15 protein-coding genes and 1 tRNA gene are annotated in these 14637 nt (G+C 69.1%); 8 read left to right on the top strand and 8 right to left on the bottom strand.

Annotation, left to right across the window (positions count from 1 at the left end; all coding sequences use genetic code 11):
* Nucleotides 1-30: 30 nt before the first annotated feature.
* From fabF to ACWGKS_RS25065, 4 genes are all read right to left on the bottom strand, one after another.
* Nucleotides 31-1269 (bottom strand): beta-ketoacyl-ACP synthase II, encoded by a 1239-nt coding sequence (gene fabF / locus ACWGKS_RS25080; RefSeq protein ID WP_452524233.1) that lies wholly within the window; start codon nt 1267-1269, stop codon nt 31-33.
* A gap of 126 nt (nt 1270-1395) precedes the next feature.
* Complete coding sequence (locus ACWGKS_RS25075; RefSeq protein ID WP_067605459.1) at nt 1396-1635, bottom strand: acyl carrier protein; 240 nt, start codon at nt 1633-1635, stop codon at nt 1396-1398.
* Between the two features lie 71 nt (nt 1636-1706).
* Complete coding sequence (locus tag ACWGKS_RS25070) at nt 1707-2663, bottom strand: beta-ketoacyl-ACP synthase III (protein WP_358513176.1); 957 nt, start codon at nt 2661-2663, stop codon at nt 1707-1709.
* Nucleotides 2664-2665: 2 nt separating this feature from the next.
* Complete coding sequence (locus ACWGKS_RS25065; protein WP_452456080.1) at nt 2666-3568, bottom strand: ACP S-malonyltransferase; 903 nt, start codon at nt 3566-3568, stop codon at nt 2666-2668.
* Nucleotides 3569-3899: 331 nt separating this feature from the next.
* Between ACWGKS_RS25065 and ACWGKS_RS25060 the strand changes: the two genes are divergently transcribed.
* Nucleotides 3900-5144 carry a PucR family transcriptional regulator gene (locus ACWGKS_RS25060; RefSeq protein WP_358513180.1) on the top strand — a complete coding sequence of 415 codons (1245 nt, stop codon included), beginning with the start codon at nt 3900-3902 and terminating at the stop codon, nt 5142-5144.
* 304 nt (nt 5145-5448) lie between these two features.
* The gene (locus ACWGKS_RS25055; protein ID WP_358513182.1) at nt 5449-6459 is read left to right on the top strand and encodes a hypothetical protein; all 1011 of its coding nucleotides are present in this window, start codon (nt 5449-5451) and stop codon (nt 6457-6459) included.
* Between the two features lie 58 nt (nt 6460-6517).
* Here the strand turns inward: ACWGKS_RS25055 and ACWGKS_RS25050 are convergent, their stop codons facing one another.
* The gene (locus tag ACWGKS_RS25050) at nt 6518-8179 is read right to left on the bottom strand and encodes an alkaline phosphatase D family protein (RefSeq protein ID WP_358513184.1); all 1662 of its coding nucleotides are present in this window, start codon (nt 8177-8179) and stop codon (nt 6518-6520) included.
* Between the two features lie 129 nt (nt 8180-8308).
* Between ACWGKS_RS25050 and ACWGKS_RS25045 the strand changes: the two genes are divergently transcribed.
* From ACWGKS_RS25045 to ACWGKS_RS25020, 6 genes are all read left to right on the top strand, one after another.
* Nucleotides 8309-8719 (top strand): secondary thiamine-phosphate synthase enzyme YjbQ, encoded by a 411-nt coding sequence (locus ACWGKS_RS25045; protein ID WP_358513186.1) that lies wholly within the window; start codon nt 8309-8311, stop codon nt 8717-8719.
* Nucleotides 8720-8906: 187 nt separating this feature from the next.
* Complete coding sequence (locus ACWGKS_RS25040; protein WP_304070790.1) at nt 8907-9332, top strand: DUF3052 domain-containing protein; 426 nt, start codon at nt 8907-8909, stop codon at nt 9330-9332.
* A gap of 79 nt (nt 9333-9411) precedes the next feature.
* A complete protein-coding gene (locus ACWGKS_RS25035; protein WP_452524229.1) occupies nt 9412-9870 on the top strand; it encodes a peroxiredoxin in 459 nt (152 codons plus the stop codon).
* A gap of 49 nt (nt 9871-9919) precedes the next feature.
* Nucleotides 9920-9993: transfer RNA gene (locus ACWGKS_RS25030), tRNA-Val, on the top strand.
* A gap of 361 nt (nt 9994-10354) precedes the next feature.
* A complete protein-coding gene (locus ACWGKS_RS25025) occupies nt 10355-11875 on the top strand; it encodes a pectate lyase family protein (RefSeq protein WP_452456047.1) in 1521 nt (506 codons plus the stop codon).
* Between the two features lie 231 nt (nt 11876-12106).
* Nucleotides 12107-12571: an iron chaperone gene (locus ACWGKS_RS25020; RefSeq protein WP_358513190.1), complete on the top strand. Its 465-nt coding sequence runs from the start codon at nt 12107-12109 to the stop codon at nt 12569-12571.
* A gap of 48 nt (nt 12572-12619) precedes the next feature.
* Here the strand turns inward: ACWGKS_RS25020 and ACWGKS_RS25015 are convergent, their stop codons facing one another.
* From ACWGKS_RS25015 to ACWGKS_RS25005, 3 genes are read right to left on the bottom strand one after another with little or no spacing between them, the layout of a single operon-like run.
* Complete coding sequence (locus ACWGKS_RS25015; RefSeq protein WP_358513192.1) at nt 12620-13279, bottom strand: SRPBCC family protein; 660 nt, start codon at nt 13277-13279, stop codon at nt 12620-12622.
* A complete protein-coding gene (locus tag ACWGKS_RS25010) occupies nt 13272-13619 on the bottom strand; it encodes an ArsR/SmtB family transcription factor (protein WP_358513194.1) in 348 nt (115 codons plus the stop codon). The genes ACWGKS_RS25015 and ACWGKS_RS25010 overlap by 8 nt, the downstream gene beginning before the upstream one ends.
* Nucleotides 13620-13658: 39 nt before the next feature.
* The gene (locus ACWGKS_RS25005) at nt 13659-14621 is read right to left on the bottom strand and encodes an alpha/beta fold hydrolase (RefSeq protein ID WP_358513196.1); all 963 of its coding nucleotides are present in this window, start codon (nt 14619-14621) and stop codon (nt 13659-13661) included.
* Nucleotides 14622-14637 lie beyond the last annotated feature (16 nt).

The following is a 14637-nucleotide window of genomic DNA, read 5'->3' as shown; positions in this document are numbered from 1 at the left end:
ATGGATGGAACGGTCGGCCGCCCGCGCGGATCAGGCGCGGCGGAAGGCCACCGCGATGTTGTGCCCGCCGAACCCGAAGGACTCGTTGATGGCGGCCACGTCACCGGTCGGCATGTCCCGCGGCTTGTCGCGGACGATGTCCACGGCCACATCGGGGTCCAGCTCGGTGATGTTGATGGTCGGGGGGATCCGACCCTCGTGCAGCGCCAGGATCGTGGCGATCGACTCCACCGCGCCGGCGCCGCCCAGCAGGTGACCGGTCATGGACTTGGTGGAGGTCACCGCGACCTGGTCGGCGGCGGAGTCGCCCAGGGCCGCGCGGATCGCGCGGGTCTCACCGACGTCACCGGCCGGGGTGGACGTGGCGTGCGCGTTGACGTGCACGATGTCGCTCGGCTTCAGGTCGGCGTCGGTCAGCGCCTGGGTGATGGCGCGGGCCTGCCCGGCGCCCTCGGGGTCGGGCATGACGATGTCGTGGGCGTCGTCGGTGTAGCCCACACCGGAGGCGTGCGCGTACACCTTCGCGCCGCGCTTGGCGGCGTGCTCGGCGGACTCCAGCATGAGGATGCCGGCGCCCTCGCCCATGACGAAGCCGTCTCGCTGGGCGTCCCAGGGGCGGGAGGCGCCCTGCGGGTCGTCGTTGCGGGTGGACAATGCGCGCATGGAGGCGAAGGAGGCGATGTTCAGCGGGTGGATGGCCGCCTCGGTCCCGCCCGCGATGACGATGTCGGCCCGCCCGGCACGGATCATGTCGACCGCGTTGGCGATGGCCTCTGCGCTGGAGGCGCAGGCGCTGACCGGGGCGTGGGCGCCGGCGCGCGCGGTGAACTCCAGGGCGACGGCCGCCGCGGGGCTGTTGGGCATGAGCATGGGCACGGTGAACGGGGAGACCCGCTTCCAGCCCTTCTCACGGAAGGTGTCGTACTGCTCCAGGATGGTGAGGATGCCACCGATCCCGCTGGAGACGACCACACCCAGACGCAGGGGGTCGACCTCGGGCGCGCCGGCGTGGTCCCAGGCCTCCTGGGCGGCGATGAGCGCGAACTGCTGGGTGCGGTCCAGACGCCGCAGCCGGGGCCGCGGCAGCTTCTCGGAGGGCTCCTGCGCGATCTGCCCGGCGAAGTGCACCGGGAGCTTGTCGTGCCACTCCTCCGGCAGAGCGCTGATGCCGGAGCGGCCATCGAGGAGCGCGGACCATGTGGTCGCTACGTCACCCCCCAGGGGGGTGGTGGCGCCGAGGCCGGTGACGACGACATCGGTCTTAGGCATGATCCGATCGCCCTTCTCGTGGGTCGTTCCCGGCCGGGGCCGAGAGGCGTTGCGGATGAGGTCTGGTGTGCCCCCGGGTGAGGGCGGGGCCGCCGGGACGGGGTGTGTTCCGGCGGCCCGATGAGGCTACTTCTGGATGAAGTTCACGACGTCCTGGACCGTCTTGAGGTCCTTGAGCTGGTCGTCGGGGATCTCGACGCCGAACTTGTCCTGGGCGGCGACGGCGATCTCCACCATGGACAGCGAGTCGATGTCCAGGTCGTCCACGAAGTTCTTCTCGGGCGTGACCTCGGAGGGCTCGGTGCCGACGATCTCCTCGATGATCTCGCCGAGGCCGGCCAGGATCTCCTGCTCGCTGAGAGCCATGTCTTGTTTCTCCTTGTTCGACGTTCGATGTCGGGGAACGGCCCCGCGTACGCAAAGGTGGGTCCGTTCCCTCAGGGGATACGGATCACCTGAGCGGCGTAGACCAGACCCGCTCCGAAACCGAGGGTGAGCACGATGCTCCCCGACGGCAGTTCCCCCCTGCCGACCATGCGCGAGAGCGCGAGTGGGATCGACGCGGAGGAGGTGTTGCCGGCGGTGACGATATCGTGTGCCACGCGTGCCTGGGGAGCTCCCAGTTTGCGTGCGATCGACTCGACGATCCGCAGGTTGGCCTGATGGGGGACGAAGGCGGTCAGTTCGGAGGGCTCCACGCCCGCCCGCTCCAACGCCTCCAGGGCGACCTTGTACAACTCGGTGGTGGTCCACCGGAAGACGGCCTGCCCCTCCTGGTAGAGGTACTTGCCCTCACGCAGGAAGATCTTGTCGGCGCGCTCGCCGGAGGAACCCCACACCACGGGGCCGATGCCGTGCTCCTCAGAGGCCGAGACCACCGCCGCACCGGCACCGTCGGCGAAGATCACGCAGGTGGAACGGTCGTCCCAGTCCACCCAGTCGCTGAGCTTCTCCGAACCGATCACCAGCACGTTGCGGGAGCTGCCGGCCCTGACGCTGTCCGAGGCCAACCCGATCGCGTAGCAAAAGCCCGCGCAGGCGGCGTTGACGTCGAACGCGCCCGGGGCCACGACGCCGAGCCGGGCGGCGACGCTCGCCGCGGTGTTGGGGATCTGGTCCTGCACCGTGCAGGTCGCCACGATCACCAGGTCGATGTCCTCGGGGGACAGGCCGCTGGAGGCCAGGGCCTTTCCACCGGCGGCCACGGCCATGCTCAGGACGGTGTCCTCGGGGCCGGCGACCCGTCGCTCCCGGATCCCCACCCGGCTCTGGATCCACTCGTCGCTGGTCTCGACGCGTTCCGCCAGGTCGGCGTTGGTGACCACGTTGGAGGGCTGGAACTCGCCGAAGGAGCGGATCGCGGCGCCACCGGGCGTGCTCGGGACGTTGAACATGATCAGCCTTCCTGCTTGGAGTCCGCGGAAACGCCCGCGTGCTCCTTGATGAGGGTGCCGGCGCGATCGAGGTCGTCGGGGGTCTTCACCGCGAGGAGCTCGATACCGCGCAGGGCACGCTTGGCCAGCCCGGTGAGGGTACCGGCGGGGGTGAGCTCGATGAGGGCGGTCACGCCGAGGTCGGCGAGGGTCTGCGTGCAGGCGTCCCAGCGGACCGGGGAGGAGATCTGCGACACAAGACGGTCCAGGTACTCCGAGCCGCTCTCGACCACGGCGCCGTCGGCGTTGGAGAGCAGACGCACGGTGGGGTCGGACGGACTCGTCCTGGCGGCGGCCTCACGGACCCGCTCCACGGCCGGGGCCATGTGCTCGGTGTGGAAGGCTCCCGCGACCGACAGCGCACGCGTGCGGGCGCGCTGGGGCGGGTTCTCCGCGAAGGCGGCCAACTGCTCGGTGGTGCCCGCGGCCACGATCTGCCCGGAACCGTTGTCGTTGGCGGGGGTCAGCCCCGCGTCCTCGATCGCGGCCAGGACGTCCTCGCGGACACCGCCCAGGACCGCGGTCATACCGGTCTCGGTGCGGGCGGCGGCGTCGGCCATACCGCGACCGCGTGCGGCCACCAGCGTCAGCGCCTCCTTGGGCGAGAGCACGCCGGCGATCGCGGCGGCGGTGAACTCGCCGACACTGTGACCGGCGACGGCGTCCACGTAGGACGGGTCGGCGGGCAGCGGCGCCTCGGGGACCGACAACCGGCCCAGCATGGCGTTGGCGGTGGCCAGCCCCGCGGCGACCAGGAGGGGCTGGGCCACGGCGGTGTCACGGATCTCGTCCGCGTCCGCGGTGGTGCCGTAGCGCACGAGGTCGAGCCCGGCCACCTCCGACCACGAGGCGAACGTCTCGGCCATGCCGGGAAGTTCGAGCCACGGGGAGAGGAAACCGGGGACCTGGGCGCCTTGGCCGGGAGCAACGATTACAAGCACGACATCAACCTTGCCCTGTAGGAGATCGCCAGTTGGATGGGGAGGGACACGAAGTTCGCTCGAACTCGTTTGTAGGGGATCCACAAAACCGGGTCGGGGAGGTTCGCGAGAACCCGGAACCGGTGGAAGAGGTCACTGTTCTCCGACCGTACGCGCACTCTCCGAGTGCCGCACCGGCCGACTCCCGCCGAAGGGGTGACCGCCGACACGGGGGTGAGGCCGCGAACAGGTCGGTGCGGGATGCGAACCTAAGAGTGTGAACACCGAAGTCGGGCAACCCGAGGACCACCCAGAGGACGGCGCGGACACTCCGGCCGTCGTAGAACCGGACGAGATCCGTACGGAGACCGTGCGCCGCCTGGAGCGCTCCATGGGATCCCTGGGCACCGCCGCCGTGGCCCGCATGGAGGAACGGCTCGCCTGGTTCCGAAGGATGTCCGCCCAGGACCGATCCTGGATCGGGCTGGTCGCCCAGTCCGGGGTGGCCGCCTTCGTGGACTGGTTCCGCAACCCGCGACGAGGTCGCCCCGCCATCACCGTGGAGGTCTTCGGCACGGCCCCGCGCGAGCTCACCCGTTCGGTCTCCCTCCAACAGACCGTCGACATGATCCGGGTGGTCATCGAGGTGGTGGAGGGCGAGGTCGACGACCTGGCGGCCCCCGGCGGCGCACAACAACTACGCGAGGCGATCCTGCGTTACACGCGGGAGGTCGCGTTCAGCTCCGCGAAGGTCTACGCCCGAGCGGCCGAGGCCCGAGGTGCCTGGGACGCGCGCCTGGAGGCGCTCATCGTCGATGCCCTGCTGCACGGGGACCGCGAGGACGGACTGCAGACCTGGGGTTCGGCCCTGGGCTGGTCGCACACCCCGGTGATCGCGATCGTCGGCGACCTGGGTGACCGGGACGGTGGCAAGGCCATGGACGACCTGCGGGCCGCCGCTCGACGGCTGGGCCATGACGTGCTCGCCGGGCTGCAGGGGAGCCGCGTGGTCGTCGTCGTGGGCGTGGGCGATCGCTACCCGCCAGAGGACCTGCCCGCCGCGGGCGCCGAACCCCTGGCCGGGCTCTTCGGCCCCGGCCCGGTGGTGGTCGGTCCCGCCGTCCCCGATCTACGCTCGGCCGGAACGTCGGTGCGCGCCGCCGTCCAGGGGCTGCGCGCGGCGGTGGCCTGGCCCGACGCGCCCCGGCCGGTGCTCTCCGACGACCTGCTGCCCGAACGCGCCCTCGAAGGAGACACCGAAGCGCGCCGCCAGTTGGTGGAGGAGGTGTACCTGCCCTTGCAGGGAGCCGGTTCCCCACTGTTGGACACGCTCTCGGTATACCTGGAGCACGCGTCCTCACTGGAGGCCACCGCGCGCATGCTCTTCGTACACCCGAACACGGTGCGCTACCGCCTCAGCCGCATCGCCGAACTCACCGGACACATTCCATCGGACGGTCGAGGCTCCTTCGTCCTGCGTGTGGCGGTGGCCCTCGGAAGGTTGTCCGAAACCCGACCCTGACGCCTCCTACGACCGGAATCAGCCAAGGCCGAGACAGCGGTGGAGATCCGGCGTAACCTGATCGTTGCCTGGCAAATCGTTCCTCTTATGGAAGTTTCACCAGCGTCGGGTATGTCTGTTACTGACCGTGTGCGCCCGGGGACCACGCGAAAGAGATAGATTTGATACGGGCAGGTTGTGGGTCGAACCAAGAGGCGATGAAAACCCTCGGGCGAGGTTCCCCGCACCGCTCCGTCACGACGTTCTTGGGGGGTCCAACGCAGTGGTCGAGCGACCGAGGAAGAGGTTTCGGGTACTACGCCCGGTGATCGATTTCGTTCTGCAGCCGACACAAGAAGGCGAGCTTCGCAGACGGGTCCTGTTCTGGGTCCCGGCTCCGCTCCCTCTCCTGGGGCTGGTCTACCTCGTGGTGGGAGGTACCTTCTCCGCCGCCGGGTGGACGATCCTCCTGGCCGCGAGCGTGGGCGTGGCCTCGCTGTTGCTGGCCGCCGTCGTGCAGCCCACACCGTTGCCGGAGGGACTGGCTCCGCCGGTCTCGGCGCGGCGGTCCCTGCACCGGTTCCGTCAGTTCACCCAGCTCAGGCTGGCCCTGGCGCTGACCCCGATGGTCATCGGCGCGTGCGCGGCGATCATCGGCGGTGGCATGTACCCGCTGTTCGCCGCGCTGGCCCTGGCCTGGCCGCAGCTATTGCTGGCCATGCCCACCTTCTTCACCATCACGCGGGCGCGTCGTGCCATGGAGGCCTGGGGCACCACCGCCTACCTGTGGCACGCCCTGTCGCGTCCGGCCAAGGTGACCTGGCCCATCGCCACACCCCTGGCCCGTTCCTTCCGCGCCTGGCGCACCGAACGCGCCCGTCGCCTGGCCCAGCAGAAGATCCAGGACCAGGAGCAGGACAAGGCCTGGAAGAACGCCGTGGCGACCGAGCGGGCCAACCCGACCGAGCCGACCACGCCCGTCGTCGAGGACGACAAGGCCAAGCCCGAGGCCGGCACGCTACAGCGCACGCGCAAGCTGCGGGCGCTTCCGGAGGAGGACGCGGACAACGAGCCCACGGCCCTCATCCCGCACCTGGAGCGGGGCCGGGACGAGTCCGCCGAGGACGAGACCGCCGACGAACGGGCGAAGAAGGACGGGGACGACACCCCGGCCGAATCGACCGAGAACGACGTGACGGCGTCCTCCTCGGGCCCGGGTGCCACGGTGGGCCGGGCCGCCCGGCAGATCCTGGACCAGGGCGGTGCCCTCGGCCTGAGCGTGCGCAACCGCCGCCGTGGTCACGCCGGCCGCCGCCCGCCCTCGCACAAGCCCTGATGTCGCCTGTGGTGGTGTCCCGGTCCCGGGGCACCACCACACGTGTGTTCGGCCCCGGTCACAACTCCACCGAACGACGGACCTCGGGCAGAGCGGTGTCACCGCCCCGCGGGCAGTCGTACCAACGCGCCCACGCCTCACGGCCGTCGAAGTCCACCTCGCCGATGGTGTTGCCGAAGTAGGGCTTCTCGGCCAACCGCCACCGCAGCGGACCACGCCGGACCCCGGACAGCCCGCTCATGACCACGCCGGCCAGGTGGAAGGGCGCGCTCGCCGACAGGGCGGCCGCCCGGCGGAAGTTGACCGGCAACTGGTTGCACAGGGCGGAGGAGACCAACTGGGTCACCCGGGAGGTCGTCCTCCCCGAACGGGCGTGCGCCCGCGCCAGGTAGGAGAAGTGCACGTCCCCGCTGAGCAGGAGCACCGTGGCCGGGGCCGGGCCGCGCTCCCCGCGGGCCACCTCCAGCACCGCCTCGGCCAACCGGTGGAAGGAGTACTGGAAGGCGCCCCAGTGCTCCAGGTCCAGGGCCTGACGCAGCTTCTCCGCCGGCCCTCGCATGGCCGACCCCCACGCGCCGCCGCACACGGCCTCGTTCCAGGCCTCCAGATGGTGCACGGCGGGTGGTAGGAGCACGGGCACGGTGGAGGCCACCACGACGTGTTCCGGGCCGCCGGTGAGGTTCTCGTCCAACCAGGCGTGGCCCTGCGGGCCGAGGATCGACCGGGAGCCGTCCGAGGGGTCGCCCTCACCCAGCGCGCGGCCACAACGGGTGTCGGTCACCAACACCCGTACGTCGCCGATGTCGTGCCGGTGGCTCCACCGATAGGAGGAGGGTTCGGCGTGCGCGCGCCAGGCGAAGGAGTCGATCGCGTCGGCGGCGTCCTCCTCGCGCTCGGCGTGGTCCCTCAACTCGGCCAACAGGGGGTCCTTGGCCCTGGCCTCCGGGGAGAGATTACCCACGTGCTGATACACCCAGTAGGCGCCCAGCCCGCTCGTCACCCGAGTCCGCCACCACGGTCGCTCGTCCATGGATCGACGCCAGGCCGCGGAGGTGTTCCAGTCGTCGCGGATGTCGTGGTCGTCGAAGACCATCAGGGTGGGCACGGTCGACAACAGCCACCGCACCTGTGGATCCGACCAGGCCAGCCGATACAGCTCGGCGTACTCGTCGTAGCGCACCACCTCGTCGTCGGGGGCGTCGTCGGTGTCGTCTTCGCGCGCCCGTCGCAGGTAGGCGCGCATCGGCTCCTGGAGCTCGTCCGCGTACACCTGGTCCCCGATGAGCAACAGCACCAGGTTGCCCTCCACCGGCTCGGTGGCCAGACGCCGGGCGGTGGCGCGCAACAGGTCCGGGCCGTAGCGCACCAGCCCCTCGGGGGTATCGCCGGTGGGGGTGCGGCACGATCCATAGAGCAACCGGGTCCGCGCCGATCCGTCCAGGGTGCGTACGACGCTGGGCGGCATCGGGCTTTCGGGTTCGGGCCAGACCCGATCCTCATCGAGGAAGACCTCGTAGGACAGGGCGGCGCCCGAGGGCAGACCCTCGATTTCGCACACGGCGTAGTGGTGACCGTGGACCGTGAAGGTCCGTGCGGTGGAGACCAGACCGTTCTCCAACCGGACCCGCACGTCACAGGGGCCGTCGGTCTCCACCCACACCGTCGCCGTGGAGGTTCCCGCGTGCCGCAGCTGCGGTCCCAGACGTAACGAGACAGTCACCCTTGTCCCTTCTTTCGTTCATGTCCGTGCACGTTGACGACGAGTATGGCCCCTACGGGAGGGTCGCGTCATCCACAGGTTCACGGCGGATGGTTGCACCCGAGCCCGGGCTGCGCGAAGGTGGGCGCTATGCGGACACAGATCCTTGAGCTGCACACCGGTGGCTCGGAGAGCATCACCGACATCACAGGGCGGTGTGGAGACTTCGTCGCCGAGACCGGGGGCGACGGATTGCTCAACGTCTTCGTCCCGCACGCGACGGCGGGCGTGGCGATCATCGAACTGGGCGCGGGGTCCGACGACGACCTGCTCGCGTCCTTGGCCGACCTGCTTCCGGCGGACGACCGTTGGCGCCACAAGCACGGCACCGAGGGACACGGGCGATCGCACGTCATGCCTGCTTACGTCGCTCCTCAGACCACCGTCCCGGTGGTCGGGGGCAGACTCGAACTGGGTACCTGGCAGTCCATCGCCGTCGTCGACCTGAACGTGGACAACCCCGACCGCAAGGTCCGGCTGTCCTACCTCAACGCCGATTAGACGGCGCGGAGGGGCCCGAAGTGTGGCGTGATCGCCGGCGCGTTGACGCCAGAAGGCACTACCGTGTGAACTAGACCATCAGCGATGGTTACGGACCCACGCGACGGGCGGCGAAAAGCCCGACATCGTTATGACGACTGCTTCGGCAGGCGAGATTGATAAAAACCATCTGTGGAGGAGAACTTTCGTGAGCGCGACCGCGGGCCAGGCACAGAGCGAACGCGGCTTGGCTGACCGACTCGGATTCAAGCCGGGTCAGGTGGTGCAGGAATTCGGCTTCGACGACGATGTCGACGAGGGACTGCGCGCTTCCATCGCCGAACTCACCGGCGAGGCGCTGGTCGACGAGGACTACGACGGCGATGTCGACGCCGCACTTCTGTGGTGGCGGTCCGACGAGGAAGACGACCTCACCGACGCCCTGATGGACACGGTGACCACCATCGCCGACGGCGGGACCATCCTGGTCCTGACCCCGAAGGCGGGACGTGAACTGCACGTGTCCCCCAACGACGTCGCCGAGGCGGCCAACACCTCGGGGCTGTCCCAGACCAGTGCGGTCAGCATCGGTGAGGAGTGGTCGGGCACCCGCCTGGTCGTCCCCAAGCGGTAACGGGCCAAGACGTGGCAGGGCGCCCGCCGAGTGGCGGGCGCCGGCACCGACCTGCGCGCCGACCCGAACGAATGTGAACATGAGACACATCACCGAGGGCGACACCGCCCCCGCGTTCACCCTTCAAGACCAGTACGGCCAGGACACCACCCTGCCGTGGGGCGGACCCGCGCTGCTGGTCTTCTACCCGTTGGCCTTCTCCGGCGTCTGCTCGGGCGAACTCGCCGACCTGAAGGAGCACCACGCCGAGTTCGAGGAGCTCGGCGTCACCGTGCTGGCGGTCTCGGTGGACTCCACCTTCGCCCTGCGCACCTGGTCGGACCGGGAGGACTTCCCGTTCGCGCTGCTGTCGGACTTTTGGCCGCATGGTGCCACCGCCGAGGCCTACGGGGTGTTCGACTCCGAACGAGGAGTCGCCCGCCGAGGTACCTTCCTCATCGACTCCGAGGGTGCCATCCTCTGGTCGGTTCTCACCCCGACCTGGCAGGCCAGGGACGTGACCGAGTACCTTGCGCGGGCTCGGTCCCTGAACGGATAAACCGGGCGCATCCGGCTCCGTGAAGCGGTATGATCACTCGCGAAGCAGCGGGCGCGTAGCTCAGTTGGTTAGAGCAATTGCCTTACAAGCAATAGGCCAGGGGTTCGAGTCCCTTCGCGCCCACTCCACTCCGGAACGACCTTGCTCGGCGGCCTTCGGCCGCCTCGCCGGGTCGTTTCGTCATTCCTGCCGGGGGAGATCCCCGAGCCCCCAGGAGACCTCCTCCGTCGCGGCGCGTCGTCGATGAGAGAGCCCAAGCGGTTGCAGGCTTCAGAGTGATCGATTCCGGAATCTGGTCGGATGCCCATGAAGTCGCAGTACACGGGCGTGATGGGAGGCCTGGGGATTCAGACTTCTTACAAACGGTTGCATTAACCCCCCTTGACACGGAAAGCGCTTTCTTTACTCTCGGGTGTAGAGCAGGTCAATGCTCATGCTCTACTACGAAGGGTGAGCAGTGAGACGATCAATCAAGAGTCGACTCGTGACGACGCTGGCCGTCGCGGCCGCCGCGGTCACGGTGGCGGCCGGTCTGGCCCTGCCGATGACCTCGGCGTCGGCACAGGTCGGTGAAGCCACGGGTTACGCGACCCAGAACGGTGGAACCACCGGTGGAGCGGGCGGACAGACGGTACGTGCCACCACGGGAACCCAGATCCACGAGGCCTTGTGCAATCGGTCCGGTACCGACACCCCGATCATCATCGAGGTGGAGGGAACCATCGACCACGGCAACACCTCCAAGGTGTCGGGCGACAGCTGCGACACCGCCGACGACGTGATCGAGCTCAAGAGGATCAGCAACGTCACGATCATCGGTACCGGCGGCGGAGCCGTTTTCGACCAGCTGGGCATCCACATCCGGGAGTCCAGCAACATCATCATCCAGAACGTGACCGTCCGGAACGTCAAGAAGTCCGGTTCTCCCACGTCCAACGGCGGCGACGCCATCGGTATGGAGAGTGGCGTACGCAACGTCTGGGTGGACCACGTCACCCTGGAGGCGTCGGGCGGGGAGTCGGAGGGTTACGACGGCCTCTTCGACCTGAAGAACAACACTCAGTACGTCACCCTCTCCTACAGCATCCTGCGTAATTCCGGCCGTGGCGGATTGGTCGGGTCCAGCGAGAGCGACCGCTCGAACGGCTACGTCACGTACCACCACAACCGGTACGAGAACATCGACTCGCGCGCCCCACTCCTGCGCGGCGGTACGGGGCACATGTACAACAACTACTACGTGGACCTGCACAAGTCCGGCATCAACTCCCGGGCCGGGGCCAGCGCGAAGGTGGAGAACAACCACTTCGAGGACTCCAAGGACGTCCTGGGCACCTTCTACACCGATGAGATGGGCTCCTGGGAGGTCGGCGGCAACATCTTCGACAACGTGACCTGGTCCAGCCAGGGCGACGAGAACCACCCCGCCGGGCCCGACCCGCAGTCCAACACCTCGGTGAGCATCCCCTACCCCTACGAACTCGACGACGCAGCCTGTGTGCTGGACGTGCTGAACCAGACCGCGGGCGCCGGCAAGGGCAACCGGACCTCGGACGGCAACTGCGAAGCGGAGGAACCGACCGACCCGGAGCCGACCGACCCCGAGCCGACAGACCCGGAGCCGACCGATCCCCCTGACGGGACCAACCTCAGCATCGGGGCCGGCGCAGACGGTTCCGGTAAGGCCGGTGGGACCAGCTACGGGAACGTCCTCGACGGCGACATGAACACCTACTGGTCACCGAGCGGCTCGACCGGTCGTATCTCGGTCAAGTGGGGCTCCGAAACCACGGTGTCCACGATCAACATCCGTGAGCAGGCCGGAGCCCAAGGCAACATCGGCTCGTGGAGGGTCACCGACCACGACACCGGTGCCGTCCTGGCCACCGGCAGTGGAGCGGGTGCCATCACCTTCGAACCGACGACGCTTCGAAAGATCGACTTCGAGATCACCGGCTCGAACGGCACGCCGCGCGTCGCCGAGTTCGAGACCTACACCGGCTAGTCACCGGATGGCGTAGGCGGCGGCGAGCCGGGCCGGGATATGGACGATTCACCCGGAATCCACTCTCCCCGGGACGGCCCCGTTGGAGGACCCGGTCCTCTTCGCGGGGTCGTCCCGTCGTTTCCCCTGGAAGTGGTCTTCCGTGCCTCGGTCAGGAATCGAGAAGCCCCGCTCGGCTCGGGTATCTACCGTGGGTACCACCACACGGTGAGTAGAGGCATGGGAGCAGTGATGAGCAGCGGCGAGAACAAGGACGCCTCCGCGGAGCAGGGGCTTTCCGAATGGGAGCGCGCCGCCCTGAAGGAACGGGTCGCGGAGAAGAAGACCGCCGCCCGCCGGGGCCGAGGCGCGGACAAGGCCGCAGCCGACGCGCGGGACGTGCGGGACAAGATCGCCTCGATGCCGGAAGGGGACCGGGAACTGGCCGAGCGGGTGCACACCCTCGTCACGACAGCAGCCCCGGACCTGGCCCCCAAACTCTGGTACGGCCAACCCGCCTACGCCAGGAAGGGGAAGGTCGTGTGCTACTTCCGCAGCGGCCGGATGGACAAGGAGCGCTACTCCACGTTCGGGTTCTCCGAACAGGCCGCCCTGGACGACGACAGCGGTCTGTGGCCGACGGCCTTCGCGTTGACCGAACTGAGTGAGGCGGCGGAGAAGCGGATCAGCGAGTTGGTCGAGCAGGCCGTGCGCTGAGAACGAAGGACCGGGGGACGCGGGCCACCCCGTCCGCGCCCCCTCGGCTCACTCCGCTTCGGGGGCCTCACCCAGGAAGAACGCGGTGGTGCGGTCCCGGGCGGCCTCGGCCTGTTCGCGAGGGGTGCCCGAGGCGATCCCCGCCTCGGCCCAGGCGGCGCTGCTGTCGGTGATGAACCTGCGGCCCTGCTTGGTGGTCTCCCAGCCGTCGGCCTCCACCGGGGAGTCGATGTCGGTGCCCAGGTGCGCGGCCAGACCGATGAACGCCAGGTCCCAGCCCACACCGGTCGCGCCCGGTCCGAACCGTTCCCAGAACGCCTCCACCTTCTCGGCGTCGGCGGTGTGTTCCAGGGTCAGACGCGCGCCCTCGCTGTCGGGATCGACCCGCACCGAGATCCAGCTGACGTCACCCCCGAACTCCCACGTGGCGTCGAAGGACCGGGGCGGCTCGCAGGCCTCGATGACGCCGCTCGCGTTGCCCTCGATCCGGTAGGCGCCGCCCAGACGCAGGTCGCCCGCGACCGGGGCGAACCAGCGGGGGAGGCGTTCGGTCGAGGTGCAGGCGTCCCACAGGTCCTCGACGGTCGTGTCGTAGCGCTGGGAGATCACCGACACCAGCGTTCGTCGGCCCTCCCAGTCACGGGTCTCCAACCCGCGCGTGACCGCCTCGATCTGAGCGTCCACGTCCAGGTCCTCGTACTCACCCATCGTCTTCCCCCTCCATACGGTGCTGTCGCTTGCCCCGGGCGATCTCGGTCTCCAGAGCGGCCAGCCGCGGCGCCCAGAAACGTCGGAACGGGTCCAACCAGGCGTCCACCGGGCGCAGGGCCTCGGTGTCGACCGCGTACAACCGCCGGGTGCCCTCGGCTCGCACGGTCGCCAGCCCGCTCTCCCGCAACACCCGCAGGTGCTGGGAGACGGCGGGCTGGCTGATCCCGAACTCCTCACGGACCACCTTGGTCAGCTCGCCCGAGCTGAGTTCCCCGTCGGCGAGCAGTTCCAGCAGGCGGCGCCTGACCGGATCCCCGAGTACGTCGAAGGCGTGCATAAGCGCATAATATCAACATGTGCTTATATAAGCGAGGGCTTAGATTGAGCGGAGGAAGTCCAACAGGGCCGCGTCGACTTCCTCGGGCCGCTCCTGCTGGGTCCAGTGGCCACAACCCGGCAGGGTGATGTCGTCGCGCAGCTTCGGCACGATGTGCGGCAGTGCCTCCCGCAGTTCCGGCACCCCCTTCAGGGCGGTGACCATGTCCCTGTCACCCACCATGTACAGCGCAGGCACCTCGATCCGCAGCCCCTGGAACGCCGCCATCAGCCCCTGGTTGCGGTCGATGTTGCGATACCAGTTCAGCGGCCCGGTGAAGGCGTCGGGCGCCGAGTAGTCCTCGGTGAAGACCGCCAGGTCCTCGGCGGTCAACCAGGCGGGCAGCTCGGAAGGTTCGGGCAGGGACTCCACCACGGTCGCCCCCTCGGGGACGATCCACGGCACGGGCTCGGGGGAGGGGCCGTCACCGGAGGCGGTGACCAGTATCCGGCGCAGCGTGGCGGCCGGGTCCGCGGCCAGTTCGGCGTCGGCACGGCCGGGCTCCTGGAAGTAGGCCTGGTAGTAACGGTCCCCGTAGATCGCACGGGAGGACTCGATCGATGGCATGCCCGCCGGCGGGAGCGGAGGGACGCTCAACCCGACCACGCCGCGCACCAGGTCGGGGCGGAGCAGGGCGGTGGTCCACGCGACCGGCGCGCCCCAGTCGTGTCCCACGACCACGGCGTCCTCGGCGCCCAACGCGGTGATCAGCGCGGTGACGTCCCCGACCAGGTGTGGCAGGGAGTATTCGTCCACGCTCGCGGCCCGGTCGCTGCGCGCGTAGCCGCGCTGGTCGGGGGCGGCCACCCGGTAACCGGCCTCCGCCAGCGGGGCGAACTGGTGTCGCCAGGAGTACCAGCTCTCCGGGAATCCGTGCAGCAGCAGGACCAGCGGTCCCTCACCCTGCTCGGCCACGTGCAACCGCAGCCCGTTCACCTCGACGTGGTGGTGCTTGAGGTCCATGTCGGTTCCTTTCGTG

Source organism: Nocardiopsis sp. NPDC055879, from assembly GCF_053615935.1.
The sequence above is the reverse complement of the archived record's forward strand: the minus strand, read 5'-3'. Positions and strand labels throughout refer to the sequence as shown.

What these genes read in the sequence shown, in the direction of transcription:
- fabF (WP_452524233.1), bottom strand. Translation starts at nt 1,269, where the DNA reads ATGCCTAAGACCGATGTCGTCGTCACCGGCCTCGGCGCCACCACCCCC.
- ACWGKS_RS25075 (WP_067605459.1), bottom strand. Translation starts at nt 1,635, where the DNA reads ATGGCTCTCAGCGAGCAGGAGATCCTGGCCGGCCTCGGCGAGATCATC.
- ACWGKS_RS25070 (WP_358513176.1), bottom strand. Translation starts at nt 2,663, where the DNA reads ATGTTCAACGTCCCGAGCACGCCCGGTGGCGCCGCGATCCGCTCCTTC.
- ACWGKS_RS25065 (WP_452456080.1), bottom strand. Translation starts at nt 3,568, where the DNA reads ATGGCCGAGACGTTCGCCTCGTGGTCGGAGGTGGCCGGGCTCGACCTC.
- ACWGKS_RS25045 (WP_358513186.1), top strand. Translation starts at nt 8,309, where the DNA reads ATGCGGACACAGATCCTTGAGCTGCACACCGGTGGCTCGGAGAGCATC.
- ACWGKS_RS25035 (WP_452524229.1), top strand. Translation starts at nt 9,412, where the DNA reads ATGAGACACATCACCGAGGGCGACACCGCCCCCGCGTTCACCCTTCAA.
- ACWGKS_RS25020 (WP_358513190.1), top strand. Translation starts at nt 12,107, where the DNA reads ATGAGCAGCGGCGAGAACAAGGACGCCTCCGCGGAGCAGGGGCTTTCC.
- ACWGKS_RS25015 (WP_358513192.1), bottom strand. Translation starts at nt 13,279, where the DNA reads ATGGGTGAGTACGAGGACCTGGACGTGGACGCTCAGATCGAGGCGGTC.
- ACWGKS_RS25010 (WP_358513194.1), bottom strand. Translation starts at nt 13,619, where the DNA reads ATGCACGCCTTCGACGTACTCGGGGATCCGGTCAGGCGCCGCCTGCTG.
- ACWGKS_RS25005 (WP_358513196.1), bottom strand. Translation starts at nt 14,621, where the DNA reads ATGGACCTCAAGCACCACCACGTCGAGGTGAACGGGCTGCGGTTGCAC.